Genomic DNA, 23,514 nt, shown 5'->3' with positions numbered 1-23,514 from the left:
TAGGTCAGGGCAGGGGAATTCCCAAAAGATACGAGAACACGCCTTGGATCAGCACGACAGCAACGACGACGGTTGCAAGGATCGCGCCCCAATGGCGAGCACCCAATAACACGGTGCAGAACAAGGCGAAAACGACGGTAGCCAGGAGAAAACCAATCCCCTGCATCAACATGGTGTAGGCAACGGTGCCTAGCATCAGCCACCAGTGACGCGTCGCTGCCAGGGTCCGTGTCGCTGTACCGGCCTTGCCATTGGCTTCGTCAGAAGAAGTCTCTTCGCCCTCGTCAATTTTTTGGTGTCTGCTTCGCCAGGTCGTCAGCAGTAGAAAACTACTCAGTCCCAATAGGGCGATCAGCAAGCACAATGGCCAGAAACGTGGGCCGATAAAGGTCGAAACTTCCTCGGCACTGGGGAGCTGGAGAGTGGGTATGAGTGCCACGATAGCAAGCAGTATTATCGCGGCAGAGAAAGTCATTACCTTGGCTTGCATGGTCGGGCCCGATGATAATGTGCCGATCAAGTGACACGAAGATGGATTTCTGAAATATCGGGTTGGCCTATGCTCGGCCAACCCGATCTCAGGTTAAAACTTATTCAACCCTCAGTTCTCTTCGAGCAGACGCTTGTAGTTCTCCAAGTTCTCTTCCAACTGCAGGCGATATTCTTCACTGCCCAGCCAGCCTTCACGATAATGAAGATTTACGCGCTCTTCGTATTCCTGATAGGCATCGGAGTCGTACACTTCTTTTAAGGAGGACTCGATTTTTGCCAAGATGGCTTCAGGCGTATCTGCGTTGACGAAGATGCCACGTTCGTTGCCATCGGTCAGGTCCCAGCCGTGCTCAACCGTCGTTGGGATATCGGGGAAGTTTTCCAGGCGCTCCTCGGCAAAAACCAGGATAGGCATCATCTCGCCTGACTCCATATAACTCAGGGTCGAGCTGATTTCACCGAACATGCCATCAATGTTTCCGCCCATCACGTTGGCTGAAACACTGCCTTCTTCATCGTAGGGAATGAAGTTGATATCCAGCCCCGAAGCGTCCCTGAATGACAGGAATGCCATGCGGTCGGGACTGGCCGCGTGAGTACCACCGATAATGACCTCGCCCGGGTTCTCCTCGGCATGTTTCTGGAACGATTCGAAGTCGGGGTACTTTTCAGGGTCGACAATCAAGGTCATCACATCGGACTGCATCCGAGCGACCGGGGTTAGTTCGTCCAGTCCCGTGGGGTTCTGCCCAGCGGCCAGAGAAGTCACCAAGGTCGAGGAAGCAAAGTCCAGGGTATGGCCGTCAGGCTCGCTGTTCGCAGTACGCTGATGCGCAATGGCACCGGAGGCCGCGGGTAAATTCACGACCGTGACACGCGTATCCAACACCTCTTCCAGCATCGGCTTCACGGTACGTGCGAAGTTATCGGTACCGCCGCCCGCGCCAGCCGCGACCAGGAATTGCAGAGGCTTGGTGGGGTAGTCTTCGGCAGCTTCGTTAGCGATGGTTGCCGAGGCATATCCCACCAGTGCCAGACCGAGAGAGCTTGCCGCTACGAGTGAGTGCTTCATGAACATGGCATTCTCCAAAAAGGTTTTGTTATCTAGGGCGTCACGTCGGTTAATGAACGAACGAGGTTAAAGGTGCTGTGTGGACTGGGTCTCCTTATGTGGGGATTGCGTGGTTGGCGCCGCGTCCTTGAAGAACATGGCATCTTGCGCCCGACGAAGCCGGAGCATGTGGGAATCGGGCAATGAAATATCGGCGAGCGTAATCGGCTGACCCGCTGCCACCGGTCGAACAATCTCAGCGCCAGGGAGAAGGTAAAAAGGGACCGGGGAAGACGCTGATAGCGGGGCCGCGGCATGGACTTCAGGCCTTAATCCTTCGATGTGGCGATGATGCCCTTTCATTTCCAGCGTTTGACCGCTTGCGAAGTCCTGTGTGGCGCGAGCAATGAGATCGACATGGGGTTTGACCGCCGATCCGCCGCCAGAAGGGAGTCCCTTCAGCACAACATCGAGCATGGAAATCGGCGCTTCGAGTCCCAGCAGATGGCGTGGAAGGTATACCATTGCACTGTTACCACTACGGCTAAGCACATGCCCCTTGCCACGCAGTAATTCCCAAGTCTCCTGATCCTCACAGCGCAGGACGACAAATACACCGCCGGCAAAACTGACTTCATCGGGTCGACGTAGGCAATTGAACACCTCCAAGCGGCCGCTGCCCTGCAGCACGCCCCCAAACTCCTGGTGGTCGAGCAGGGTCGGAACTTCATGGGTGCGCAACACCATGGCATGAAAATCTGGCCGGTCGGGGATCAGGCCGGTGGCGTTGGCGACGTTGGTCATCTCGCAGAGATCCGGCACTGAAATCTGCGGGATCTCTGAAAGCGACTCACTGCGTGCCGAGACGGTTGCGGCTTCCTGGTCTTCAGCGAGAGCCCATAGGTTTTTCAAATCGGGAGCTGGATAGCGTTGGCCGTTACACCAGACTGCGCCGTCCTGCTCATCCCATATAAAGTCGTATTCGCTGCTCTTGCCGGCCGCCACGACCTCGAAACCCAGTGTCTGAGCCCACGTGACAAGACCAATCAGCAAACTAGGCTGATCACCGTCCAGAGGTGTAAACAGCCGCCCTTGGCGTTCGGCCAGGCGAGTCAGATATGGTCCGACAACCGACTCTGTCTCCTTCGTCGCGATGCCGACGTGCTTACCGGCCTGGATAGCGAGCTCGGCGTGGCGCGCCCCAACGTCTGGTATACCAGTCGACTCCACTACGATGTCGAAAGGTAAGTGAGTGACGAGTTCAAGACTCCCTGAAGCAATAAAGAACCCTTTTTTCCAGGCTTCATTCACCTGTGACTCGTCATGGCATACCATTATTTTATCGTCCGGCACACCTGAGAGCTGCAGGGCTCGAGCGGCCGACTCAGCATTGACGTCTACTGCAATGCGCACGGACAGACCTTTCATCTGCCCGGCCTGCCGCAGTATACCGCGTCCAAAGTCACCGGCCCCGGCAACACATGCCTCAATAATTTTCTCAGAATCGAAGTGCTGCAGATAATTCATGACTTGAAGATGCCTCCCGGTGCGGCCTCGGTAAGGTCATGGCTACGATGCGTCAAATGCGTATTTACGAAGCGAGACCGTGTGGATGCAATGTAGTGGTATACCATTTTTGAGGTCAATGAAGACCCGCTTCGACTTTGGTCTCAACCGGCCGTCGAATAGGTATAAGTGATTGTATTTAAAATACTTTAGTTTTTACGCCAGCTTGAGGAATGATTTGAAAGCAACTATTTGGTATGCCATTCTCTTATTAACTTTCGGATCATTGTGACTGAGCTAATGGACGACATTGAGTCTACGAACCGAGCAGGCCTGGTAGAAAAGGTGGCGGACTACCTGCGCGAACATATCGTCATGGACCATTTCCAACCTGGCCAGCGGTTGCCCGAGCGGACGTTGGCCGATCAGCTGAAGGTGTCACGCACACCGATGCGAGAAGCGCTTAAAATCCTGGCGTCGGAGGGATTAGTCGTTATCTCCCCCCATCGAGGGGCTGTGGTGGCTGATGTCAGCCCGGAAGATATTCAGGAAAAAGCGTATGTATTGAGCGTGCTTGAACAGGCTGCCGCCGAGTTGGCTTGTACTAAAGCTACCGAAGACGATATCGCCGAGCTGCAGGCTCTGCACTTCGAGATGAAAGCCGCATTCCTGCGCCGAGATCGGCAGAACTACTTCCGGTTGAATCAGGACATTCATAACCGGATCGTATTGCTTTCTGGTAACTCATCTCTCATTGAGATCCATGCCAAACTCAGCCGCCAGCTATATCGTGTTCGGTATCTATCAAACCAGAAGAATGAAAAATGGTCGGTAGCCATGGCCGAGCATGAAGCGATCATGGCTGCTATGGAAGCCAGAGATGCAGAGCAGATCGGCCGAGAATTGCGGAATCACCTCGGAAAGACTTGGGTAAAATATGCCCATGAAGATAACTCTCAAGGCGTAGAGAAGAGTACGCCTACCCTTGCCAAGATCAAATAGGCAGAGGCTAGAGCGGCTCAGCCGAGCCCATAACCATTTTTCCTTATCTGCCCCCGTCGTCTTTAAACGGGAGCAGGTGGAACGAACCCCTCACTTCATCTCGAAGCCGCGCTCGACCAGGAACTCGCGCATGTGTGCGCGCAGCTTGCTGTCGAACAGTGGGGTCAGGTTCCTGGACCAGTTGGTCTCCTTGTTGCCACCCGTGCGGTTGCCGTAATAGGTCAGCATGGCGTCATCGAAGGCAGCGACCAGTTCGCTGTCGTCGGTGTAGACATCCTCCTTGAGGATCGCCTCCACCGGCAGACGCGGTTTGACGTCCGGATCGGCGGCGGGATAGCCGAGGCACATGCCGAATACCGGGTAGACGTGCTTCGGCAACTGCAGCAGGTCGCTGACGGCCTGGGGGTTGTTGCGGATACCGCCGATGTAGCACAGGCCGAGCCCCTCGGATTCAGCGGCGATCGCCACGTTCTGGGCCATCAGCGCCGCATCCACGCTGGCTACCAGCAGTTGTTCGGTCATGCCGCGCACGACGTTGGCGCCGGTGCGTTCGGAAGCCTCGGTGGGGCGCTTCATGTCGGCACAGAACACCAGGAAGTCCGATGCGTTGGCCACGTAGGCCTGGCCACCTGCCAGTTCGGCGATCTTCTCGCGATTGGCGGGGTTCTTGACGTGAATGACGGTGTAGGCCTGGATATGGCTGGACGTGGCGGCCGCCTGGCCGGCGCGAATCAGCTCGAGCAGTAGCTCGTGAGGGATCTTCTGGTCGGTGAACTTACGGATCGAGCGGTGGGATTTCAGCAATTCAATGGTGGGATTCATGTCGCCTCGAAAAAATATGCGTATCGATAGTTAACCTGCTTATTATATTCGTTCGACGACGCTTTGCATGGGGCACGCCAAGTCATTGATTTGCGGCACCGCAGCAAACCTCCCGTAATTCGGCTACCCGCCCGGGTCCAGAAACTCGGTTTTGTAGTTTTACTACAACTTGCCATGCACCTAATGGCGCTTTGTGGAAGCCCTCGTACTACCCCATAGTGAAATCACGGTGTCAGGCAAGGTTCGCTACCTCGACTCTCTGTCTCACACCCGGCTACACCCTGAGCGCCACGCGGTATGTCGATCCCGGCGCCAGGTATGAAGGTCTTGGAACGCTTATGACCTGCCACAGCGCAGCTTGGGTGCTTACCGGCCCCGGCATGCGAGCTAAGGCACCAGAACGCCATCGGAGATGGCCGCCCCAAGACGGGATTCCCCCGGGGGATGATGACCTAGCATGAGGAATGAATCATGAACTGTATCCAACTGACCCAACAAGCCGACGCCATTGCCAATACTTTCAGCAAGCAGGAGCTTGCCAAGCTGGTGGTCGCTCTGAAAGCCAGCGGCGACTCCCTGCAACATGCCGTGGAGGTCATCGATGCCATCGATACCCGCCAGGGCTACACCCTGGACCAGGCCTGGGATGAAGTGCGCGCTGGCGAGATCAGCGTCATGGCCGTAAACGAGGAGTGATTCGACGTACTTGGCATGAGCCCTTACCCTCGGTCATCCTGTGCATAGGGTGCCGAGGGTAAGGGTTCTCGCCGTTTTCATCATTTCTTGACCGATGCCGGTTACGGTAGTGTGATGAGGCCCAACGTCATGCCAGCGACACCCCGCTGGCCAGCCTCGAGGCCTCCATGCGAAAGATCGTGCTCGTCGACAACGGCTCCCTGCGCCCCCAAGCCACGCTTAACTTGCGCCGTCTGGCACGGGCCTTGGGCCAAATCACCGGAGAACCGGTCGACGCCGCCTCGCTGCTTCATTCCTACAAGATCCCCCCTGAACAGCTCGACGGCGACAAGGCCATCACCCTGGGGCCGCTTGCCGAACGCGCCGCCGCACAAGGCGTGACCGAGCTCATCATCCTGCCGTTCTTCTTCGGCCCCAGCCAGGCATTGACCCGCTACCTGCCGGAACGCCTGGCCGAGGTACAAGCCAGCTATCCGCAGCTCGGGGTCAAGGTCGCCCTGCCACTGGTCGATAGCCAGGCAACGCCGGACCTGCGCCTGGCGCAGCTACTGGCCGACAACGTGCGCGAGCGTATGCCAGGGCTGACGCGGCCTGCAGTGGTGCTCGTCGATCATGGCAGCCCGATTCCCGAGGTTACGGCGGTGCGTAACTATCTGGCGGGGCAATTGAGCGTGCTGCTCGCCGAGGAGGCCGGCTGTGTCACCTTTGCTTCCATGGAGCGCCGCGACGGCGACGCCTACCGCTTCAACGAGCCGCTGCTGGTCGATCTACTGGCCTCGCCTACCCTGGCCCAGCGTGATGTGATCCTGGCCATGCTGTTTCTCTCGCCGGGGCGACACGCCGGCGAAGGCGGCGATATTGCGGAGATGTGCGAGCAGGCAATGACGCAGTCGCCAGGCCTGGACATCACCACCACGCGCCTGGTCGGCGAGCATGACGGCATCGTGGATATCTTGAAGGCTCGCCTGCAGCAGGCGCTTGCCGGCGAGCCTCTATTGCTGGAATTGCCTCATTCCGCCTGAAACGAGTCGATACGATAACCATCCTTCTGTGCCGATTTCACTTGGTACATGGCGGTATCGGCACGGTGAATGATGTCGGTCACGCTCATGTCGGGGTACGGGAACAGGCATATGCCGATACTTCCCCGCAGTTGGGTAGGTTCCGGCAGGTCGGCCAGCGGCGTGCGCATGCATTCAAGAAGCTTGTCGGCCAGCCGGTGAACGTCGTGCTCCGAATCCAAGTCACGCGCCAGCACGAAGAATTCATCGCCGCCGATACGGGCCACCGTGTCCACGTCGCGTATGCAGTTGCGTAGCCGCTCGGCGATCTGGATCAGCACCTGGTCGCCGACCCTGTGGCCCAGGCGATCGTTGAGTCGTTTAAAGCCATCCAGATCGATGAAAAAGCCGGCATGGAGACCGGAATAACGCCGGCTGCTGGCTATCGCCTGGTCAATACGGTCGTACAACAAGTCGCGATTGGGCAGTCCGGTCAGCGGGTCGTGAAGCGAGCGCTGCCGATGATAGTGCCGCTCCTCCTCGAGCTGCGTCTCCTTCAGGTAGAGCAACCGCCCCTGGCGCTCCGCCAGATAGCCGGTGGTGCCGCCGATGAGGTTGGCCGAGACGATAAAGACGTTGTGCCCAAAGAGGATGTGTCCAGGGTAGTCCAGCAGGCCACCGAAGATCAGGTTGTAGCTCACCAGCAGCAACGCATCGATGCCCAGCGCGTAGGGGAAGCGCACACCGATGAAGTTGTAGGTATAGAAGGTCACCATCACCATGGCGGGGTAGTAATAAGCCGAGCTTTCGAGTGGCACCTGGGCCTGGATGGCGATGAGACCAAGGCCGGCGGCCAGGCTGACGCTGGTGAGCCACCATTGGGCGTGGCTTTGAAAGAGCGCGGTGAAGCTCACCAGCATGACCAGGGTGGGCACCATCAGCGCCGTAAGGCGCGCCTGCCATACCCCTGCCCTGGCCGCGTCCGGCACATGCCAGATATCCAGCAATCCGCACAGCAGGTAGACGACTATGCCGACAAGGATGGCCGTACGCCCATGGGCGCGCACCCGGGGCAATGTGGCATGGCGGAAGGCCCGTTCCAGCTGCGGGTCGTAAAAATGCAGCGTGATCGGCCGCAACGGGCTCGTACCGCCCGAATTCTGGGCCTTCATGCAAGTCTCTCCTCAAAGCGCCAAGGCTGTATACCATGGCACCCCGCCCCCTCCAACTATCGCTATTACACGGTCGGATCGAAGAGCTTCACTTCACTGATATCGACATGTTCCCAGACGCGCCCGGTCATGTAGGGCTCGGTATCGAGCCACACATCGAGTGCCTGTCGGTCGGCAAACTGAAAATGGGCATTCGAACCGATCATCTTGCCTGCCTCGTCGAGAATGGCCCCGCCACTGAGAAAGCATCCCTGCTGGGCTAGCGTTCGCACCCCTTCCAGGTGGGCATCGCGATTGGCTAGCCTGCGCGCCAACGCCTCGTCATCGGTGTAATCGTAAGCCACCACGGCGTACTGCTTCATTTTTCGACTCCCTGGCTCGTTGTGTAGCGCTTGAATGTAGAGTGTTTCGGAAGGAAACAACAGCCGGCTCAGAACCGCCATTCCGGTGCCAGGTTTCGCCAATGTCTCTTGAGAATTGCCTTGTGGGTATCGGTCATGGGCATCGCTTCCAGCTGGCGAGGCCACTGGGTGCGTGCGCGCTCCAGAGTATCGTCGAGTATTGTGCGAATGGAGGGCCAGGCGACGCCGACCTTATCGGCCCAACGGCGGAAATCGTCTTCACCTAGCCGATACCAGTCCTTCTTTCCATTCAGGTTGAGGGCCAAGCGGTGGTCGCCTTCGAGGTAGGCCAGTGTGGTAACGATATCGTAGGCGGGGGCCAGTTGCGGCGAGCGCCGGTCCGGATACAACAAGCTCCAGTTCTTGAGGTGCGCATCGCCATTGGCCAGAAGAACGTCGACCAGTAGGCGGCGTGCCAGGGCCTGAACGTTGGCCAGGCCATCGGTCGTGAATTCTCGTAGCAGGCGCCCTAGCTGCTCATAGTTGGGGCCTTCATATTTCTCATGAGGATAGCGGAACAACACCTGTGCCATATCCTCGGCATGAATGCGCTGCGCCCCTGCGCGATCGAACCGGCGAATGGCGTAGGCCATGTGCTCGTCCGGCAGATTGATCGGGGCAAGCCTTCGAGCGTGTCCAGCGATATCAAACGTACCTCGGGGATATCGACCCCGGCGCTCTGCGCCAGCCACATCGCGGTGGCCTCGTTTTCCGGTACTTGGCGATGGCGTGTCGAGGGTGTCTTGACGATCCAGTCACCGAGTTCGTCAGCGTGGCCGAAGTGGAATCGCCCATCCCGCTCACGCATGGAAAATTTCATCTGCACGCCGGCCAGCGAGAACCCCCCGCCTACTTCGGCCACTTGGCGCACCGGGGTGATGCTACGCCGATGATTGAGTACCCAGTCCGGCATGTCGTCAGGCGCCACCGCAGAGACTTGCAGGGCGCCGGGAAGATCATGGCCCAGACTGGCCAATAGCGGGAATTCGCTGTCCGGATGCACCCGGAGCCGTTGTGCCAACCAGTCGCGAAGCGCCCCTTCCGGCAGGAGATTCGAAAACCAGGGATGCAGACGTTGCTGCCGAACCCATGGCGCTTGCATAAGCTCGGCGGCGCGGGGAAAGTTGGGATGTAGTGTCAACGAGAGCGTAGGCCGTGAGTCATCAAGCCGCCAGGCCTCATCGAAGACCATGACATTGCGCCCCCCTTGATAGCCGGCCAGATAGCCTACTCGCCGACCATGCAGTTCGAGAGACAGCATCTCGACCGCTTCATTGACCATCGCGGCCGCCCTCATCATGGTCACTCTCACCCAGAAGCCCCTGCCAGGGATCGGCGTCGAGCCCTGAAGTCGAACTGGCCTCTCCTTGCAGAAGTGCCGTCACCGCATGCCATTTTTCCTGAGGGATCAGCATCAATTTGGCATTGAGGCCATCTGCAGCTAATTCGAGGGTATCCAGCCGCGGGTTACCGCCTCGTTCCAGGCGCTGGTATTGCTGGCGCACCATGCCGGTACGATCAGCCAGATCCTGCTGGGTAAAATGGAGTGCCTTTCGGCGCTGGCGGTATTGGTCCTGAAGACTCATAAGCACCTTAAAAGTTGCACTGATGGTTAAAAAGCAACTCATTTGATGCATATTAGCGACTTTATAGAGAGGCCGCTAGCGTTAGCGGGACCTCCTCACCACCTTGCTCCCCGCAAGGTTAGGTGTCATCGTCAGCCGGAACTACCCCTGGCCATAAGGAGTGTGCGCTGTGTTCATCGCCATGAATCGTTTTCGAGTCAATCCCGAGAGAACCCAAGAATTCGAGCAGATCTGGCTGGAGCGGGAGACCCACCTGCAGGGGCTGCCGGGTTTCGTCGAGTTCCACATGCTGCGTGGCCCCGAGGAAGAGGATCACGTGCTCTACGCTTCTCACACCATCTGGAAGTCGCGTGAGGATTTCGAGGCCTGGACGCACTCCGAAGCGTTCCGTGCCGCGCATGCCAACGCCGGTCAGAGCCGCCGTGAGGGGCTGTATCTCGGCCCGCCCAAGTTCGAGGGATTCGAGGTCATCCAGACCATCGGCGACGCCTGAGGCGTCATGCCTTTCAATAGGCAACCCGAGCAGCCCGGCGCGACACCAGGCCGGGCACCCCGGCTCCTGGCGGTAGTCACCGGGGCCAACACCGGCCTGGGCCTTGAAACCGCCCGGGGTCTGTTGCGCGAGCGCTATCGCGTCATCGTGACGGCGCGTACACCGCACAAGGGCCATGCCGCCGTGGATGCGCTCCGCAGGGAATACCCGGAAGCCGACGTCCGCTATGAACCGCTCGACCTGGATAGCCTGGCCTCGGTACGCGATTTCGCTGACCAGCTGTATTCCCGCGAAGCGTCGCTGGATCTGCTGATCAACAATGCCGGCGTTCTGGCGTTACCGACACGGGAGCTGACCCAGGAGGGCTACGAGCGGCAGCTCGGCGTCAACTATCTTGGCCACTTCCTGCTGACGAGCCGGCTGCTTCCACTGTTGGTGGCCGCACCGGCGCCGCGCGTGGTGCAGCTCGCGAGCCTGGCACACCGCAGTGGCCGCATCGATTTCGACGATCTGCAGGGCGAACGCCACTACAATCCCTGGCGGGCTTACCGACAATCCAAGCTGGCCATGCTGGTGTTCAGCCAGGCGCTGCACCAGCGTAGCCAGGTACATGGCTGGGGACTGGCCAGCCTGGCGGCTCACCCCGGTCTATCGCGTACGGCGTTGTTCGAACATGGCGTCAAGAGCCGTGGCATGCTGGGGAGGGTCTTCCGCCTGGCCCTGCCGGCTATCAGCCAAACCGCTGCCGCGGGAGCACGCCCCGTGTTGCATGCCGCCATCGACAACGACGTTCGACCCGGCGACTATATCGGCCCTAACGGCTTAGGCGAGACGCGAGGTAAGCCCAAGCGCGCCCATATCGCCACGGCAGCGCGGGACCGAGCCATTGCCGAGCGGCTGTGGAACGTCTCTTGCGAATTGACCGGAGCGACGTGGGTTGAGTAGCGCGGTGAAACGCGCCAGGAATGAAAGGAACCCGAGACGTGAATCCGGAAGATCTTAAGAAGCTGGTCACCCTCAAGATGCCCTTCGGCAAGTTCGAAGGCCGGCTCATCGCCGACCTGCCGGGGCCGTATCTCAACTGGTTCGCACGCGAGGGCTTCCCCAAGGGCGAGATCGGTCAGTTACTGCATCTGATGCATGAAATCGATCATAACGGGCTGAGCGCGCTACTCGACCCGCTGCGCCAGCGATGATGGCCTCCTGGGCTCGCCCCCTGGCTAACGATAACGGGAGTAAATGATGCTGAGCGTTCTGGCGCTGTGCTTGATCTATGTTGGCGTGTGTATCTCGATCTACCAACTGTACGCCATCTACTGCAGCCGGACCGTGCAGAAGGATGAACTGGAAAAGCCCATCGAAGAGAGCCAGGACTTGATCGACCTGGCACGCGAGGCGGATGCCTGCGCCCAGACAGGGCACACGGCGGAGTTCGACCGTACGGCCACGCGTGTGTTCGGCGAGGACTTCGATCATCGCTTCGCATGGGCGGCCTTTCGCGCCGGGCATGGCCTCATCGATATCGAGATGCTGCTTCGCCGACAGCATCGGATGGAACAGCACGGTGATGTCAGGATCCGCCACCTGCTGAATGTGAGGACACGCCCGCCCCGTCACGATATCCGAGGCCCGCTGCTTTCCATCGTTGTATTCAATACCTTGGCTGTGCTGTTCCTGGCTGGGCTGAGCGTGTTCACCCTGGGCTATGCCCTTCCGCCAGGCCCGCTCGCCTGGGCGAATAACGCATATATCCTGCTGGCGGCGATCTGTGGGTTGATCGTAATGACCGACGTGCTGGCTCGTTTCGACCGGTATATGCACGACTTATATCGCATCGGCAAACTGAGCCGCCACCTTGGCCATGACGCAGCCTGAAAAGCATGAACACGGGGAACGCTTGCTGAAGGAGAGCTTCGCGCCCTGCTCCGCGTCGCTGAGTGGCGATCTTGCCTCGCTCGGTGAGCCGTGGGTTCGGGATATTGCCTGGTTACTGCATGCGCCTGACATGGCGGATATCGGCTATCGCGGCCGCCCGAGCCTCACTGAGCTGGGGCTGGACGAGGATGACCGACGCCGTGCCTGGCTCAGGCAGCAGGAACGAAAGGCGGACGACTTTGCTCGATGGTTGCAGCAGCGCCGCTCGTCGCGGCTGGGGATCTATCACGAAACGTTGTGGCAATGGATCCTTGCGCGAGCACCGCATACGCGCCTGTTGGCAACCAACGTGGCACTACGCGACGATACGCGCACGCTGGGTGAGCTGGACCTGGTCTATGCCGACCGCACACCCGAAGAAGGCCCTTCCAATCCCACGCATGTCGAACTTGCCATCAAGTTCTATCTGGGCCTGCCCGACGGACCGGGCGACGCCGACGATGCCGCCCGCTGGATAGGCCTCGACAGTGTCGACTCCCTGGCGATCAAGGCCCAGCGCCTAGGTGACAAGCAGTTACCGATGGGACTTACGGCGCTTGCCGATCCGCACCTCGCCCGCTCGCTTCCCGTAGCGCATTTCCAGCAACGCGTAATCATGCCGGGATGCCTCTACAGCCCTTGGGGTCATGACCTACCCTTGCCGCGGCTGGCCCACCCGGAGGCCATGCGCGGTGTGTGGTGTCATTTCGAGGATTGGCATGATCTGGCCGCCCACCTGCCCGCCGATTACCAGGGGGTGCTGATCCACAAGCCGCACTGGCTGGCCCCGCCGCAGCCGAACGCGTGGGAGCCTCTCGACGCTATTGGCGATCGCTTGGTCGCCCATTTCAGCGAACACCGCGCTGCCCGGCATGTGCTGCTCTCAAGAGCGGATGGCGGGATATGTCGCGTCTTCGTGGTTGCCAATGGCTGGCCTCGCGTCGTGGCGTTGCCGCCTGCAAATGAAACCGCCTGACGCGTGAGCGTCACCAAGCGCTATGCTCTGGAAGGATGATCCCGGTTCATTGACACAAGGTGGGCGAAGCGAGGTACGTATGGCGACGTTTTCGACAACACCACGACGACACAAAGGGCGCTGGCTTCGCTGGCTCGCCTGGCTCAGCCTGGGGCTGCTTATCGTGTCCGCCTTGATGATGGGCGGCGCGGGCCCGCTGCATCGTCTTGATTTGGTGGCGCTGGGCACAGCGTTCAGCCTGCTGCGCCAGGGCGCGCTCCTGGCCCTGGGAGCGGCAGTCCTGGGGTTGGTGACACTCATCGCGGCCAGCCTGAGCAAGCGGCTGCGACCGGCCTTGGTGGGGGGCCTGGTGATTGTTGCGGTGGCGGCCATGATGGTGGTGCCCTGGCAGATGAAGCAGCGTGCCGGACAAGTGCCACCGATTCATGACATCACTACCGACATGCAGAACCCACCGGCCTTCGAGGCGCTGGCCCCGGCGCGGGAAGCCACGCCCAACGCCGTCGACTACCCGGGCGAAGACACGGCGCGCCAGCAGCGCGAGGCGTATCAGGATATTCGGCCCATTACCTCGGAACTCACGCTGGACGACACCCTGGAAGCCGTCGAGGCCACCGCCAGCGACATGGGCTGGGAGATTGCCGAGGTCGGCGAGGCCAGGCTGGAAGCCACCGCCACCACCCGCTGGTTCGGTTTCAAGGACGATGTAGTGGTCCGCCTGAGCGAGCGCGAGGATGGCGTCCGGGTGGACGTGCGCTCGGCATCACGGGTGGGGCGTGGCGATGTCGGCACCAACGCCCGACGTATTCGCGAATTCATGGAGATCCTGCGCGAGCGCGTCAAAGACCGAGGCAACCCCTGAACGGCGCCCGATCAGGGCTGGTCGGGCGTAGCTAGATCGGGGATAGACAGACCGGGAACAGCCAGCTCCGCGGCTTCGGCCACCATGTCGGTGACCGTGGCGCCCACGTGCCGAATGGCGTCGACCACCCTGGGGGTCATCGGCGAAGCGTAGTTGAGCCGCAGGCAGTGGCGGTACTTGCCCGAGGCGGAGAACAGCGAACCGGGGGCGATGCGGATATGCGCCGGCGCCAATCGCTCATTGAGGCGAACGCAATCGACACCGGCCGGGAGCTCCAGCCATAACAAAAAGCCGCCCTGGGGATAGCTCACCCCGGTCCCGTCGGGAAAATGGGCTTTGATCCAACCGAGCAGCGTGTCGCGGTTGCGCTGATACTGGCGAACCATCTCACGCAGGTGGCGCTCGTAATATCCCTTGGCAATGAACTCGGCCACCGCCAGTTGGGGCAGCGTCGCCGAGGCCCCGGTGGATACGTACTTCATGTGCGTGACCTGATCGCGATAGCGCCCCGGGGCGATCCAGCCGACCCGCAGCCCTGGGCTCAGCGTCTTCGAGAAGGCGCTGCACAGCAGGACGCGGCCATCGTCATCGAAGGCCTTCAGGGTTTTTGGTCGAGGCGTGGTGAAGGACAGATCGCCGTAGATGTCGTCTTCGATGATTGCCACGTCGAAGCGCTGAGCCAACGCCACGAGGGCACGCTTGCGCGGCTCGGGCATGGTGTAGCCCAGCGGATTGTTGCAGGTTGGCGTGACCTGGATGGCACGGATCGGCCACTGCTCCAGGGCCAGTTCCAGCGCCTCGAGGCTGATACCAGTCTGCGGATCGGTAGGAATCTCCAGCGCCTTGAGCCCATTCGCCTTGAGTATCTGCATGGTGCCATAGAAGCTCGGCGAATCGACCGCAACCACATCGCCCGGCGAGGTCAGCGTACGAATGGCGATGGCCAGCGCTTCCTGACAGCCGGTGGTAATCAGGACATCGTCGGGGTGCATAAGGCAGCCCGACGCCGTGGCCAGGCGAACGATCTGCTCACGCAATGCCAGGCTGCCCGTCAGGCTATCGTAATTGAGGCCATGCACATCGCCACGCCGATGCAGGCTCGCCAGCGACCGCGACAGCGGCTTCAGCGTCGCGCTCTCAAGGTCGGGTATTCCCCGCCCCAGCATGAGTACCTCGGCATCCCGCGGCTTGCCGACCAGTTCGAGCACCTGGTCCCACTGGGAGACATCCAGGGGGCGCTGGGCCGGACGCGTCATGGACGGCAGAATCTCCGGCACCTGACGTGGCAACACGTAGTAGCCGGACTTGGGCCGGGCCTCGATCAGTGCAGCGTCTTCCAGCCGTCGGTAAGCCTCCTGGGCCGTGGAAACGCTGATCTTCAGATCGGCGCACAGCGTGCGTATCGAGGGCAATCGATCCCCGACACGATACCGACCCTGCTCAATGCGCTGACGCAGCGTGGCGGCAACCTGTTCGTAGCGTTTCACGACAACCCCCTCGGCCCGTCAATCGAAAACGGTACAGAATCCAATCACCCCACCGGTACAGTCCATCCATGCGCCTATCTGTACCGTAAAATAAAATATAAACTGAATCTGTATCGCTGTTGAAGCAAACCATACCCTGTTTGCAGGCACCGCAACAGGAGTAATCGCCATGCGCTTCACTCGACTCGACCGTCTCGTCGCCCGATTCCGTCGTTACCGTCAGCGCCGCAGCACACGCCAACGTCTGCGCGACCTCAACAGCCATCTTCTCAAGGACATCGGCATGACACGCTTCGAGGCGGAACGCGAAGCCCGCAAGTCCTTCTGGGAGTGACGCAAGTGTCACGAAGGAAGGTGAGGTAAGAATAACCAGGGAGAAAACAGGGAGGGGAACCCCCTCCCTGGGCAGGATCACAGCAGGCTAGAGCCCCATCGTCTTGCGATAGTTCTCCATGAAGGGTTCGTCCGCCGGCTCGGGACGGTCGGTACCATTCATCGCCCGATGCCAATAAGGATAGATCGGCGCCGGGCGGGTGGCTTCCTCGATACGCGCCTTCTCGGCATCGCTTAGCGTAAGCTCAAGACAGGCAAGATTATCCTTGAGCTGATCTTCGTTGCGCGCGCCCAGAATCAGCGAAGTGACACCGGGGCGATCGACCAGCCAGGCGAGCGCGACCCGGGCAGCCGAGACACCGTGCCCCTCGCCGATTTCGACCAGCAGCTCAATGATGTCATAGAGCCGCTCACGATCATGTACGTAAGGCTCGGGCCAGTCGGTGCCCTGGCGATGATCGGCCGAAGTTTCTTGGCCACGGCGGATCTTGCCGGTCAGTAGGCCCTCGCCCAAGGGGCTCCATATCAAGGTACCCAACCCCTGATCGCGCCCCACCGGCAGAATCTCGTATTCGGCTTCACGGGATTCCGGCGTGTAGTAGATCTGCTGGCTGATGGGCCGCGTCAGCCGGTGTTCCCGGGCAGTCGCTACGGTTTTCATCATCTGCCAGCCGTTGTAATTCGAGGTACCGACATACCGCACCTTGCCAGACTGCACCAGATGATCGAGGGCCGACAGACTCTCTTCGATGGGCGTGAGGCCATCCCATTGGTGGAGCTGGTACAGGTCGAGGTAGTCGGTGCCCAAGCGACGCAGGCTATTTTCGCACTCGCGGATGATGTGATGGCGCGAGGCGCCGCCGTCGTTGGGCCCCTCGCCCATCGGCGTACGCACCTTGGAGGCCAGCAGGACATCCTCGCGCTTGCCCTTCAATGCCTTGCCAAGCACTTCTTCCGCCAGCCCCTTTGAATACAGGTTCGCGGTATCGATCATGTTGACGCCAGCATCGAAGGCAATGTCGATCAAGCGCCTCGCCTGATCGGCATCCACGTTACCTACCTTCTCGAAACCGGCATCGCCACCGAAAGTCAGCGATCCCAGCACCAACGGCGACACTTTGAGGCCAGAATGGCCAAGGGGGCGATATACCATATCGCTATTGCTCCTTCATGGTCCTATTCGCGACGTAGCCGTTCCAAGGCGCCCGTGTCGACGGTTGCCTTTTGTCGACTGTGGCCCGATCACGGCCCACCGCTGCCGCCCGTGGAACCGTAGACCTGGCCCGTGGCGTAGCTGTTTTCCTGCGAGGCGAGCAGTACATAGACGCCGGCAAGTTCCACCGGCTGGCCGGGACGCCCCATCGGGGTATCTTCGCCGAAGCTCTGTACGCTCTCCTGGGGCTGACCGCCGCTGGGCTGCAAGGGCGTCCAGAACGGGCCGGGCGCCACGGCATTGACCCGGATGCCTTGATCGGCGACCTGCTTGGCCAGGCATTTGGTGAAGTTGACGATCGCTGCCTTGGTCATCGAATAGTCGAGCAGGATCTCGGGCGGGTCGTAGGCCACGACGGATGAGGTATTGATGATCGCAGCACCCGGCTTCAGGTGCGGCATGGCCGCCTGGGTGATCCACAGCATGGCATAGAGGTTGGTCTTCAGAGTGGCGTCGAAGTCGTCCGTGGTGATATCCGTGATCGACGACTTCCACTGCTGCCGCGCGGCGTTGTTGACCAGGATATCCAGCCCGCCAAGCTGCTGCGCGGCCGATTCGACCAGATCACGACAGAACGCTTCCTCGCGAATGTCGCCGGGAATGGCCACGGCAGTCCGCCCTTCCGCCTCGATCAGTTCGATCACTTCCTGGGCATCGGACTCTTCGGCCTCGAGATAATTGATCGCCACGTCCGCCCCTTCACGGGCATAGGCAATGGCCGCGGCGCGCCCGATGCCGGAATCACCCCCGGTGATGAGGGCCTTGCGTCCGTTCAGCCGGCCGCTGCCGCGGTAGCTTTCCTCGCCATGATCCGGACGCGGTTCCATCTTGCTGGCCAGACCGGGCCATTCCTGGGGCTGCTCAGGAAATGGCGGTTGAGGATATTGGCTGGTAGGATCCTGCTTCTGAGTCAGACCGCTGCCTGCGGCCCCTGCCTGGCCGGACGCCGATTGGGCATTGGATTGGGCGTTCGTCTGTTGCGTCTGCTGTCCCAGCGCAGGCCCGGCCACGGCGGCCGCAGCCACGCCGGAAGCCAGGCCACCGACGAATTTACGGCGTGTCGCGTCGAAGGGTTGATCGGATTGCATTGATGTCTCCCTGTGAATAATCCTGATTCGCATCCAAGCTAAATTAAATTTAGTTGCGTCAGGCAGGAATACAATGCGCCGGGGGTTAACTTTTGTTCACTTTGGCAAAGGTCCCGTCAACCGAAAGCGACACAAAAACCCGCAGCCAATCAGCTGCGGGTGTCGCTGCGGCTCAACGAGCGCGGATCGTCAGGCCGGACGTACGTATCCGTTCCAGCCTTGGCCCGTACCCAGGTGGGTCGCTTCGCCCACCACTTCGGGGCGGTGCTGAGACGGATGGCTACGATCCTGTTGGGTGCCGAGGTGTACGGCCGTCATACGTTGCGGCGCTTCATTGCGCGCGGCAATACCTGTGCCTTCGTTGTAGGCGGCCAGTGCGTAATCGTCCGCATAGGAATAGTCCTGCTCCTGTTTCTGCGACTTGCGCTGGGATAGGATCAACCAGCCCAAGCCAATGCCGGTAACGAGCACAGGCAGCGGATTTTCCTTGATGGTCCTGCCCAGGTTGGACAGGAATTCGTTGGCGCCGCCATTGCGCACCCGATCCATGGCGACATCCACGGCATGCTGCGGAGAGAGCCGATGCTCCAACTCATGGAGCGTGTCGTCGAGTTCCTCGCGGGTCTGATGAATCTCTGCCTCGATGTCGTCCGGGCTGGTGTTCTCGTCTCGCTGACTCATTTCATCTCCTCCTTGGCCTCGACTTTATGATGTGCGACTAGATCCTTGTCACTCTTAAAGCTGGCTACTGTTCTATCGGGCGTCAAGTCGAGCGATTGGAGCTTCTTGCGTCCCATCTGCAAGAGAATAGCCCCGATGACCAGCACGACGCCGCCCACGATGAGCGCGGAAAGCCACGGTGTCGTTTCGGGAGGCAATACCGTATTCAGCCCGAAGACCGCCGCGGCCAGTAGCACGATGAAGCCACAGAATAGTATGGCCCCCGATGCGGCGATGAAAGCGACCCCTTTGCCGGCCTGCGTTGCCTTTTCGGCCGTTTCGGCCTGCGCAAGGCGTACCTCGCCACGCACCAAGGTGGTGACTTCGTTGGTCAAGCTGGAAAAGAGCGTCCCGATGGAAGAGGGCTCGTTTCGAGTATGCGCGTCCATGTCCTTCTACCTCCCTGAGTTATTCAGAATGCAAAACAAGCGAGCGAGTTCATCTGTTTCATCTAAAACAGCGAAACGGCAATATCGCTTCAAGCGTTGCTTCACTTCCTTGAAGTTAGTGCAGACCAATTTGGCGTCAACCGGATTAACTAGTGAACACGCCTTATGTAGCTGATATAGGAGCCATGGATTCTAAAACCAACAAACAATCACCCTAGGGGTAAGTAAATATACAACCGACTAACTTGCGTTACTCCGAACTATTATTAATCGGTCCCGCTTGTTTTATAAAAAAAGGCAAGGCCCTTGGCCTTGCCTCGTTACTGTCTTGCTTAGCTCGCTTGATAGCAGGATGGATTTCAAGCGTCGTCGAGTGTCGTTTCGCCATCCACTTCACTGTACCTTTCTTCATCGTACTCGTTGGCCGACTCTTCGATCTGGTCTTCACCATAGGTCGTCTGCATCTGCAGCTGGTCTTCCTGAATCTGGATATCCGATAACGGCAGAGCGATTTCATCGCCCCCTAAGCCCCAGAAGCCACCCACGGTGACGACGACGAAAAGCTCACCGCTCTGGTCGTCCTTGACGACATTCTTGACGTCGCCGATCTCTTCGTCTTCCTGATTGATGACGGTCATGCCTTCGAGTTCACTGGCTTGCATGTGGCGAATGGACTCGTCGAGCTGACTCGAGGCGCTGTCCTGGCCGCCCCCTGCCTGGCTAGTGTTGCCTGAACCGCTTTGAGAGGAACTGGCAGGCTCCTGGCCGCTGGCTTGCGAGGCCTGATCGTCTTCCATTTGGCCTTCGCTGTCCTGTGGCATCTCGGCTTTCTCGGTGTCCATCTCGACCGCGCCTGCAGCCTGGCCGCTGCCTTGGCTTTGACCGCCGCTCGTGTTGCTGCCGGACTCCTGGGCCAGCACACCGCCAGCCAGGGCGGCCGAAATCGAACCAATGGCAAGTACGAGTAGTGTCCGTTTCATGATACGTCCTCCTTGAGTAAGGCTTACCCAAGCAAGATAGTTCGGTGCAAAAAGGGCCGCCAAGAAAAAATAACGTAACGCAGCCTTGATGAACCGTGGCTCAGGCACCCTCTCCTACCTAAGCGAACGTCCAGCGTAGCGTCACGGTGTGATAGCCTGAGCATATAACTTCTTAAGGGAGTCCAGCATGCTGACAATCTCCAATACGGTATCGCTGCCGGAGGGAGACATTGAAATCAGTCAGATACGTGCCCAAGGTGCCGGTGGTCAGAATGTGAACAAGGTGGCCTCGGCCGTACACTTGCGCTTCGACATTGCCAACTCGAGCCTCCCGGCTTTCCATAAGGAGCGCTTGTTGGCCCTGCGCGACAGCCGTATCACAAAGGAGGGCGTGGTCATCATAAAGGCGCAAAGCCACCGTACGCTGGAGCTGAATCGAGAAGATGCCCTGGCGCGCCTCAAGACACTGATTCAGGACGCGGTGAAGTTGCAAAAGGCCCGCCGCCCCACCAAGCCCACCAAGGCTTCCCAGCGACGTCGGGTAGACAAGAAGACCCGAAAGGGCCACACCAAGGCCTTGCGCGGCAAAGTAAAGGCATAGGTAGCCAACCATGAAAAGGGGCACCGCTAGCGCGGTGCCCCGGAGCATTCCAGTCTGGCTCGATCAGAGATAATGCCTGGTGGCACTGACGATTTCGCGGGCCATGTCATCATCCTCACAGTGGTCCGCGAGATCGCTGAGCGTGACGACCCCCACCAGATCCTTGTCATTCTGGTTATTCAATACAATGAAGCGCTGGACCTTCTGATCCTGCATGTTGCGCAAGACTTCTTTCAGGTCCTTGTCCTCGAACGTATAGAGCACTTCATTGGTGGCAATCGTGCTCGCCTTGTCGTCAGGGCTCTTGCCTTCAGCAATGGCGCGTACGGTGATATCGCGATCGGTCACTGTGCCGGCGATTTTATCGCCTTGCACCAGAGGCTCGAAACCGGAATTGTCACGCCGCATCCGTTCCGCAACGTCACGTATCGTGGCGTCTACGGTCAGGTAATCGGGGCGTTTGGTCATGACTTCGCGTACTTGCATAAACACCTCCTCCTTGCGTGCGTTATTCCACTCTGTACACACAGTAGTGATAGCTGCTGGTAAAAGTCACATCAAAGCGTGAGCAGCAACTATTTCTTGTCGATCGGTAACTCGTTTCGCTTATCAAGCCGCGATGCGCTGAAGCGCATCCTTGATGGAGTCCGTACTGCCTGGACGAACCACACGAGCGACTTCCTCGCCATCTTCGAGAAACACCAACGTCGGCCATAACTTGACGCGAAAGGCTCGCCCAAGACGACGCCCTCGGCCGTCTTCCACCTTGATGTGCCGAATATCGCCGTGTTGGGCGAGGGCCGTTTCCAACTTGGGCTGGGCTGCCTGACAGAAACCGCACCACTGCGTTCCAAATTCGAGAATGGTGGGTCCCTTGAGAGACTTGACCTGCTCGTGATCCAGGTCGACGGGCTTATACGTGAATTGCATGGACATAGGCGTTACCTCCTTTATCCAGCGTGATAAGTACAATTTAGAAGCCGACGCCCGCTGCGCTCAACCGGGTAGGCACATTGACCCCAGCGAAGCGGATGCTAGTGTGAAAAGACCAGCCAGGTCACGAGGGTTCGTCATGTCTCACCTTGGGTTGCCTCACCTGTTGCTCGCTCTCCCCGGACAACCTCGTTCAGCGTCTACTCAGCCTGCGTATCATCGCCTCGCCCTGGGTTCACTGCTGGGTATGGCCCTGTCATTCGCCACGCCGCTCACGGTGCATGCCCAGTCAACGTCAACGGAGAAGGATGGCCTACCCCGCCTCGAGTCATCGGAGTGTGTCACCGAGGCGCTCAAGGCGATGGAGGCAAAGTGCTATACGTTCCATGGCGAGGAGAACTGGGACGCCCCCAACGGCAACAGCGTTCAGTTACCGGTGGCGGTGATCGCGCCCGAATCCGGAGAGCCTGAAAGTGTGCCGGTGGTCTTCTTCCCCGGCGGTCCCGGTTACTCTTCGCTGGGTGAGCGGGACTATCTCGAACAGCTTCGCAAGGACATCGGCAACCGGACCCTCATAACCCTCGACCACCGAGGGTTCATCCATGCCGAACCCAGCCTGGAATGCCCTGAATACGCCAAGGTGTCGCCCTACCATAACGTGTTCCATACGCCGGCCATCACCGCGTCACTGAACCCGATGCAGCGCCTCGAGCATATCGTCCCGGCCGTGGGCGAGTGTTATCGCAAGCTCGTCGAGGAAGGCATCGACGTCTCTCAGTACAATTCTTACGCCATCTCGCGCGACGTAGACGAGCTGCGCCGCCTGTTGGAGTACGAAACCATCGATGGCTTTGGCTCGTCGACCGGCAGTGGCACGCTTGCCTCCTACGTGCAGTATTATCCCGACAGCACCCGTGCGGCCATCTTCGGCTGGCCCTGGTTCAACCATCTGCGCAATCGCCCGCCGGTGGATGAGTTCTATACGGCAAAGCAAACCTTCACCGATGCGCTGGCGCTATGCGTCGCTCAGGACGAAGCGTGTCGCACGCTCATACCTGACTGGCTGAAAGCCATCGACCGTGCGCGGCGTGTTCTCGATGAACGCCCCTACATCGCTCAGGTGGGTGAAGGTGAAAGTGAAAAGACGCTCTACTTCGACGGAGCCGCGTTCCTCGATACGCTCTATCTCTCGCTGGCGTCCGATTACGCCTTGCTGCCAAGCCTGGTAGCGGATATCCAGGCTGGCGACTATTCCCGCTTGCCGGATTTCTTCCGGGTCGAGGACTACAATCCCAACCCCGAGGCGCCCAACTATGCCCTGGGCTATTTCCTCGCCCACGTATGCAACGACATGGGCAGCAACCGCCCCACGCCACAGGATTCAAGGACAGCCGTGCAGCGTGAACCGGCCGTGCTGGGTTTCGAGCCCCCCTGGCTGTGTGCCTGGTGGGGTGAGGACGGCGCGGTACCTGACGAACACAATGACCCACCTCACGGCGATACACCGGCCTTGGCCATTCATGGACAGATGGATCCCTGCTGCGGCACGCGCTGGAGCCAGCATTTGCAGCGCACCTTACCCGACCTGCAGTACGTCGAATTCCAGGCCAAGGGACACAGTCCCGTGACCGAGTGCCGCTCGACACTGGTCAATGCCTTTCTTGACGATCCGCATGCCGAACTCGATACATCGTGCCGGGATGAGGTCGCACTCGAGCCTTGGGTTCTCGAACCGCCAAGCTGAGTCATCTCGAATGACAGCCCGAGGAGTGCTACCGTAGTTGCACGCAGTAACA

29 protein-coding genes are annotated in these 23,514 nt (G+C 59.6%); 12 read left to right on the top strand and 17 right to left on the bottom strand.

Features of this window, described 5'->3' with window-relative positions; translation table 11 throughout:
- Positions 1–4 precede the first annotated feature (4 nt).
- The 3 genes from JH15_RS09545 to JH15_RS09535 form a co-directional block, all read right to left on the bottom strand.
- Entirely contained in the window at positions 5–490 is a 486-nt protein-coding gene (locus JH15_RS09545; protein WP_043529699.1) for a tripartite tricarboxylate transporter TctB family protein, read from the bottom strand.
- 111 nt (positions 491–601) lie between these two features.
- A complete protein-coding gene (locus JH15_RS09540) occupies positions 602–1,564 on the bottom strand; it encodes a Bug family tripartite tricarboxylate transporter substrate binding protein (protein WP_231566414.1) in 963 nt (320 codons plus the stop codon).
- 66 nt (positions 1,565–1,630) lie between these two features.
- Positions 1,631–3,070 carry an NAD(P)H-dependent oxidoreductase gene (locus tag JH15_RS09535; RefSeq protein WP_052384021.1) on the bottom strand — a complete coding sequence of 480 codons (1,440 nt, stop codon included), beginning with the start codon at positions 3,068–3,070 and terminating at the stop codon, positions 1,631–1,633.
- Between the two features lie 279 nt (positions 3,071–3,349).
- On the opposite strand from JH15_RS09535, the gene JH15_RS09530 reads away from it, so the two are divergent.
- Entirely contained in the window at positions 3,350–4,051 is a 702-nt protein-coding gene (locus JH15_RS09530; protein WP_052384020.1) for a GntR family transcriptional regulator, read from the top strand.
- A gap of 90 nt (positions 4,052–4,141) precedes the next feature.
- Here JH15_RS09530 and nfsA read toward each other — a convergent pair whose 3' ends face one another.
- Positions 4,142–4,873: an oxygen-insensitive NADPH nitroreductase gene (gene nfsA / locus JH15_RS09525; protein WP_043529696.1), complete on the bottom strand. Its 732-nt coding sequence runs from the start codon at positions 4,871–4,873 to the stop codon at positions 4,142–4,144.
- Positions 4,874–5,344: 471 nt separating this feature from the next.
- Here nfsA and JH15_RS09520 point away from each other — a divergent pair, with 471 nt between their 5' ends.
- Positions 5,345–5,569, top strand: coding sequence for a hypothetical protein (locus JH15_RS09520; protein ID WP_043529694.1), 225 nt, complete (start codon positions 5,345–5,347; stop codon positions 5,567–5,569).
- 167 nt (positions 5,570–5,736) lie between these two features.
- A complete protein-coding gene (locus JH15_RS09515; RefSeq protein ID WP_043529692.1) occupies positions 5,737–6,591 on the top strand; it encodes a sirohydrochlorin chelatase in 855 nt (284 codons plus the stop codon).
- Here the strand turns inward: JH15_RS09515 and JH15_RS09510 are convergent.
- The 5 genes from JH15_RS09510 to JH15_RS09495 form a co-directional block, all read right to left on the bottom strand.
- Positions 6,579–7,742: a GGDEF domain-containing protein gene (locus tag JH15_RS09510; RefSeq protein ID WP_052384019.1), complete on the bottom strand. Its 1,164-nt coding sequence runs from the start codon at positions 7,740–7,742 to the stop codon at positions 6,579–6,581. The two genes, JH15_RS09515 and JH15_RS09510, sit on opposite strands and share 13 nt — an antisense overlap.
- A gap of 65 nt (positions 7,743–7,807) precedes the next feature.
- Complete coding sequence (locus JH15_RS09505; protein WP_043529690.1) at positions 7,808–8,104, bottom strand: YciI family protein; 297 nt, start codon at positions 8,102–8,104, stop codon at positions 7,808–7,810.
- 68 nt (positions 8,105–8,172) lie between these two features.
- Positions 8,173–8,691 carry a type II toxin-antitoxin system HipA family toxin gene (locus JH15_RS18470; RefSeq protein ID WP_331280877.1) on the bottom strand — a complete coding sequence of 173 codons (519 nt, stop codon included), beginning with the start codon at positions 8,689–8,691 and terminating at the stop codon, positions 8,173–8,175.
- The gene (locus JH15_RS18465; protein ID WP_197053301.1) at positions 8,613–9,443 is read right to left on the bottom strand and encodes a type II toxin-antitoxin system HipA family toxin; all 831 of its coding nucleotides are present in this window, start codon (positions 9,441–9,443) and stop codon (positions 8,613–8,615) included. Before JH15_RS18465 ends, JH15_RS18470 begins: the two co-directional genes overlap by 79 nt.
- A complete protein-coding gene (locus JH15_RS09495; RefSeq protein WP_197053300.1) occupies positions 9,415–9,780 on the bottom strand; it encodes a helix-turn-helix domain-containing protein in 366 nt (121 codons plus the stop codon). Before JH15_RS09495 ends, JH15_RS18465 begins: the two co-directional genes overlap by 29 nt.
- Before the next feature lie 118 nt (positions 9,781–9,898).
- On the opposite strand from JH15_RS09495, the gene hmuQ reads away from it, so the two are divergent.
- From hmuQ to JH15_RS09465, 6 genes are all read left to right on the top strand, one after another.
- Entirely contained in the window at positions 9,899–10,222 is a 324-nt protein-coding gene (gene hmuQ / locus JH15_RS09490) for a heme-degrading protein HmuQ (protein WP_043529686.1), read from the top strand.
- 6 nt (positions 10,223–10,228) lie between these two features.
- Positions 10,229–11,167 (top strand): oxidoreductase, encoded by a 939-nt coding sequence (locus JH15_RS09485; RefSeq protein WP_052384018.1) that lies wholly within the window; start codon positions 10,229–10,231, stop codon positions 11,165–11,167.
- 38 nt (positions 11,168–11,205) lie between these two features.
- Positions 11,206–11,418 (top strand): DUF3820 family protein, encoded by a 213-nt coding sequence (locus tag JH15_RS09480; protein ID WP_043529684.1) that lies wholly within the window; start codon positions 11,206–11,208, stop codon positions 11,416–11,418.
- 46 nt (positions 11,419–11,464) lie between these two features.
- Positions 11,465–12,097: a hypothetical protein gene (locus tag JH15_RS09475; RefSeq protein WP_043529682.1), complete on the top strand. Its 633-nt coding sequence runs from the start codon at positions 11,465–11,467 to the stop codon at positions 12,095–12,097.
- On the top strand, positions 12,084–13,112 hold the full coding sequence (locus JH15_RS09470; RefSeq protein WP_052384017.1) for a DUF1853 family protein: 1,029 nt from the start codon (positions 12,084–12,086) through the stop codon (positions 13,110–13,112). The genes JH15_RS09475 and JH15_RS09470 overlap by 14 nt, the downstream gene beginning before the upstream one ends.
- 79 nt (positions 13,113–13,191) lie before the next feature.
- The gene (locus tag JH15_RS09465) at positions 13,192–13,974 is read left to right on the top strand and encodes a DUF1499 domain-containing protein (RefSeq protein WP_043530647.1); all 783 of its coding nucleotides are present in this window, start codon (positions 13,192–13,194) and stop codon (positions 13,972–13,974) included.
- An 11-nt stretch (positions 13,975–13,985) separates the two neighbouring features.
- On the opposite strand, the gene JH15_RS09460 is transcribed toward JH15_RS09465, so the two are convergent.
- A complete protein-coding gene (locus JH15_RS09460; protein ID WP_052384016.1) occupies positions 13,986–15,461 on the bottom strand; it encodes an aminotransferase-like domain-containing protein in 1,476 nt (491 codons plus the stop codon).
- A 169-nt stretch (positions 15,462–15,630) separates the two neighbouring features.
- On the opposite strand from JH15_RS09460, the gene JH15_RS17800 reads away from it, so the two are divergent.
- Positions 15,631–15,795: a YjiS-like domain-containing protein gene (locus tag JH15_RS17800; RefSeq protein ID WP_081948964.1), complete on the top strand. Its 165-nt coding sequence runs from the start codon at positions 15,631–15,633 to the stop codon at positions 15,793–15,795.
- A gap of 87 nt (positions 15,796–15,882) precedes the next feature.
- Here the strand turns inward: JH15_RS17800 and JH15_RS09455 are convergent, their stop codons facing one another.
- The 5 genes from JH15_RS09455 to JH15_RS09435 all read right to left on the bottom strand — a co-directional run bounded on the left by JH15_RS09455 (position 15,883) and on the right by JH15_RS09435 (position 20,184).
- A complete protein-coding gene (locus JH15_RS09455; protein WP_043529680.1) occupies positions 15,883–16,947 on the bottom strand; it encodes an aldo/keto reductase in 1,065 nt (354 codons plus the stop codon).
- 89 nt (positions 16,948–17,036) lie between these two features.
- Complete coding sequence (locus tag JH15_RS09450; protein ID WP_043529679.1) at positions 17,037–18,095, bottom strand: SDR family oxidoreductase; 1,059 nt, start codon at positions 18,093–18,095, stop codon at positions 17,037–17,039.
- Between the two features lie 189 nt (positions 18,096–18,284).
- Positions 18,285–18,776, bottom strand: coding sequence for a DUF3618 domain-containing protein (locus JH15_RS17530; protein ID WP_052384015.1), 492 nt, complete (start codon positions 18,774–18,776; stop codon positions 18,285–18,287).
- A complete protein-coding gene (locus JH15_RS09440) occupies positions 18,773–19,204 on the bottom strand; it encodes a phage holin family protein (RefSeq protein WP_043529677.1) in 432 nt (143 codons plus the stop codon). The genes JH15_RS17530 and JH15_RS09440 overlap by 4 nt, the downstream gene beginning before the upstream one ends.
- A gap of 359 nt (positions 19,205–19,563) precedes the next feature.
- Positions 19,564–20,184, bottom strand: coding sequence for a PRC-barrel domain-containing protein (locus JH15_RS09435; protein WP_043529675.1), 621 nt, complete (start codon positions 20,182–20,184; stop codon positions 19,564–19,566).
- 187 nt (positions 20,185–20,371) lie between these two features.
- Between JH15_RS09435 and arfB the strand changes: the two genes are divergently transcribed.
- Positions 20,372–20,785, top strand: coding sequence for an alternative ribosome rescue aminoacyl-tRNA hydrolase ArfB (gene arfB, locus JH15_RS09430; protein WP_043529673.1), 414 nt, complete (start codon positions 20,372–20,374; stop codon positions 20,783–20,785).
- A gap of 63 nt (positions 20,786–20,848) precedes the next feature.
- Here the strand turns inward: arfB and JH15_RS09425 are convergent, their stop codons facing one another.
- Both JH15_RS09425 and JH15_RS09420 read right to left on the bottom strand, forming a co-directional pair.
- On the bottom strand, positions 20,849–21,271 hold the full coding sequence (locus JH15_RS09425) for a CBS domain-containing protein (RefSeq protein ID WP_043529670.1): 423 nt from the start codon (positions 21,269–21,271) through the stop codon (positions 20,849–20,851).
- Between the two features lie 123 nt (positions 21,272–21,394).
- Positions 21,395–21,721 (bottom strand): thioredoxin family protein, encoded by a 327-nt coding sequence (locus JH15_RS09420; protein ID WP_052384014.1) that lies wholly within the window; start codon positions 21,719–21,721, stop codon positions 21,395–21,397.
- 136 nt (positions 21,722–21,857) lie between these two features.
- Between JH15_RS09420 and JH15_RS09415 the strand changes: the two genes are divergently transcribed.
- Positions 21,858–23,462, top strand: coding sequence for an alpha/beta fold hydrolase (locus JH15_RS09415; RefSeq protein ID WP_231566413.1), 1,605 nt, complete (start codon positions 21,858–21,860; stop codon positions 23,460–23,462).
- The last annotated feature ends 52 nt before the right edge of the window (positions 23,463–23,514 follow it).

It is taken from the genome of Litchfieldella xinjiangensis, from assembly GCF_000759345.1.
GTDB lineage: Bacteria > Pseudomonadota > Gammaproteobacteria > Pseudomonadales > Halomonadaceae > Litchfieldella_A > Litchfieldella_A xinjiangensis.
This window is presented reverse-complemented; position numbering and strand designations above follow the sequence as displayed.

Coding starts and splice junctions, on each gene's coding strand:
- JH15_RS09515 (WP_043529692.1), top strand. CDS start 5,737: ATGCGAAAGATCGTGCTCGTCGACAACGGCTCCCTGCGCCCCCAAGCC.
- JH15_RS09415 (WP_231566413.1), top strand. CDS start 21,858: ATGTCTCACCTTGGGTTGCCTCACCTGTTGCTCGCTCTCCCCGGACAA.
- JH15_RS17530 (WP_052384015.1), bottom strand. CDS start 18,776: ATGAGTCAGCGAGACGAGAACACCAGCCCGGACGACATCGAGGCAGAG.
- arfB (WP_043529673.1), top strand. CDS start 20,372: ATGCTGACAATCTCCAATACGGTATCGCTGCCGGAGGGAGACATTGAA.
- JH15_RS09530 (WP_052384020.1), top strand. CDS start 3,350: ATGGACGACATTGAGTCTACGAACCGAGCAGGCCTGGTAGAAAAGGTG.
- JH15_RS09540 (WP_231566414.1), bottom strand. CDS start 1,564: ATGAAGCACTCACTCGTAGCGGCAAGCTCTCTCGGTCTGGCACTGGTG.
- JH15_RS09465 (WP_043530647.1), top strand. CDS start 13,192: ATGGCGACGTTTTCGACAACACCACGACGACACAAAGGGCGCTGGCTT.
- JH15_RS09470 (WP_052384017.1), top strand. CDS start 12,084: ATGACGCAGCCTGAAAAGCATGAACACGGGGAACGCTTGCTGAAGGAG.
- JH15_RS09535 (WP_052384021.1), bottom strand. CDS start 3,070: ATGAATTATCTGCAGCACTTCGATTCTGAGAAAATTATTGAGGCATGT.
- JH15_RS09495 (WP_197053300.1), bottom strand. CDS start 9,780: ATGCATCAAATGAGTTGCTTTTTAACCATCAGTGCAACTTTTAAGGTG.
- JH15_RS17800 (WP_081948964.1), top strand. CDS start 15,631: ATGCGCTTCACTCGACTCGACCGTCTCGTCGCCCGATTCCGTCGTTAC.
- JH15_RS09510 (WP_052384019.1), bottom strand. CDS start 7,742: ATGAAGGCCCAGAATTCGGGCGGTACGAGCCCGTTGCGGCCGATCACG.
- JH15_RS09485 (WP_052384018.1), top strand. CDS start 10,229: ATGCCTTTCAATAGGCAACCCGAGCAGCCCGGCGCGACACCAGGCCGG.
- JH15_RS09545 (WP_043529699.1), bottom strand. CDS start 490: ATGCAAGCCAAGGTAATGACTTTCTCTGCCGCGATAATACTGCTTGCT.
- JH15_RS18465 (WP_197053301.1), bottom strand. CDS start 9,443: ATGATGAGGGCGGCCGCGATGGTCAATGAAGCGGTCGAGATGCTGTCT.
- JH15_RS09440 (WP_043529677.1), bottom strand. CDS start 19,204: ATGGACGCGCATACTCGAAACGAGCCCTCTTCCATCGGGACGCTCTTT.
- JH15_RS09455 (WP_043529680.1), bottom strand. CDS start 16,947: ATGGTATATCGCCCCCTTGGCCATTCTGGCCTCAAAGTGTCGCCGTTG.
- JH15_RS09450 (WP_043529679.1), bottom strand. CDS start 18,095: ATGCAATCCGATCAACCCTTCGACGCGACACGCCGTAAATTCGTCGGT.
- JH15_RS09435 (WP_043529675.1), bottom strand. CDS start 20,184: ATGAAACGGACACTACTCGTACTTGCCATTGGTTCGATTTCGGCCGCC.
- nfsA (WP_043529696.1), bottom strand. CDS start 4,873: ATGAATCCCACCATTGAATTGCTGAAATCCCACCGCTCGATCCGTAAG.
- JH15_RS09420 (WP_052384014.1), bottom strand. CDS start 21,721: ATGTCCATGCAATTCACGTATAAGCCCGTCGACCTGGATCACGAGCAG.
- JH15_RS09425 (WP_043529670.1), bottom strand. CDS start 21,271: ATGCAAGTACGCGAAGTCATGACCAAACGCCCCGATTACCTGACCGTA.
- JH15_RS09475 (WP_043529682.1), top strand. CDS start 11,465: ATGCTGAGCGTTCTGGCGCTGTGCTTGATCTATGTTGGCGTGTGTATC.
- JH15_RS09505 (WP_043529690.1), bottom strand. CDS start 8,104: ATGAAGCAGTACGCCGTGGTGGCTTACGATTACACCGATGACGAGGCG.
- JH15_RS09520 (WP_043529694.1), top strand. CDS start 5,345: ATGAACTGTATCCAACTGACCCAACAAGCCGACGCCATTGCCAATACT.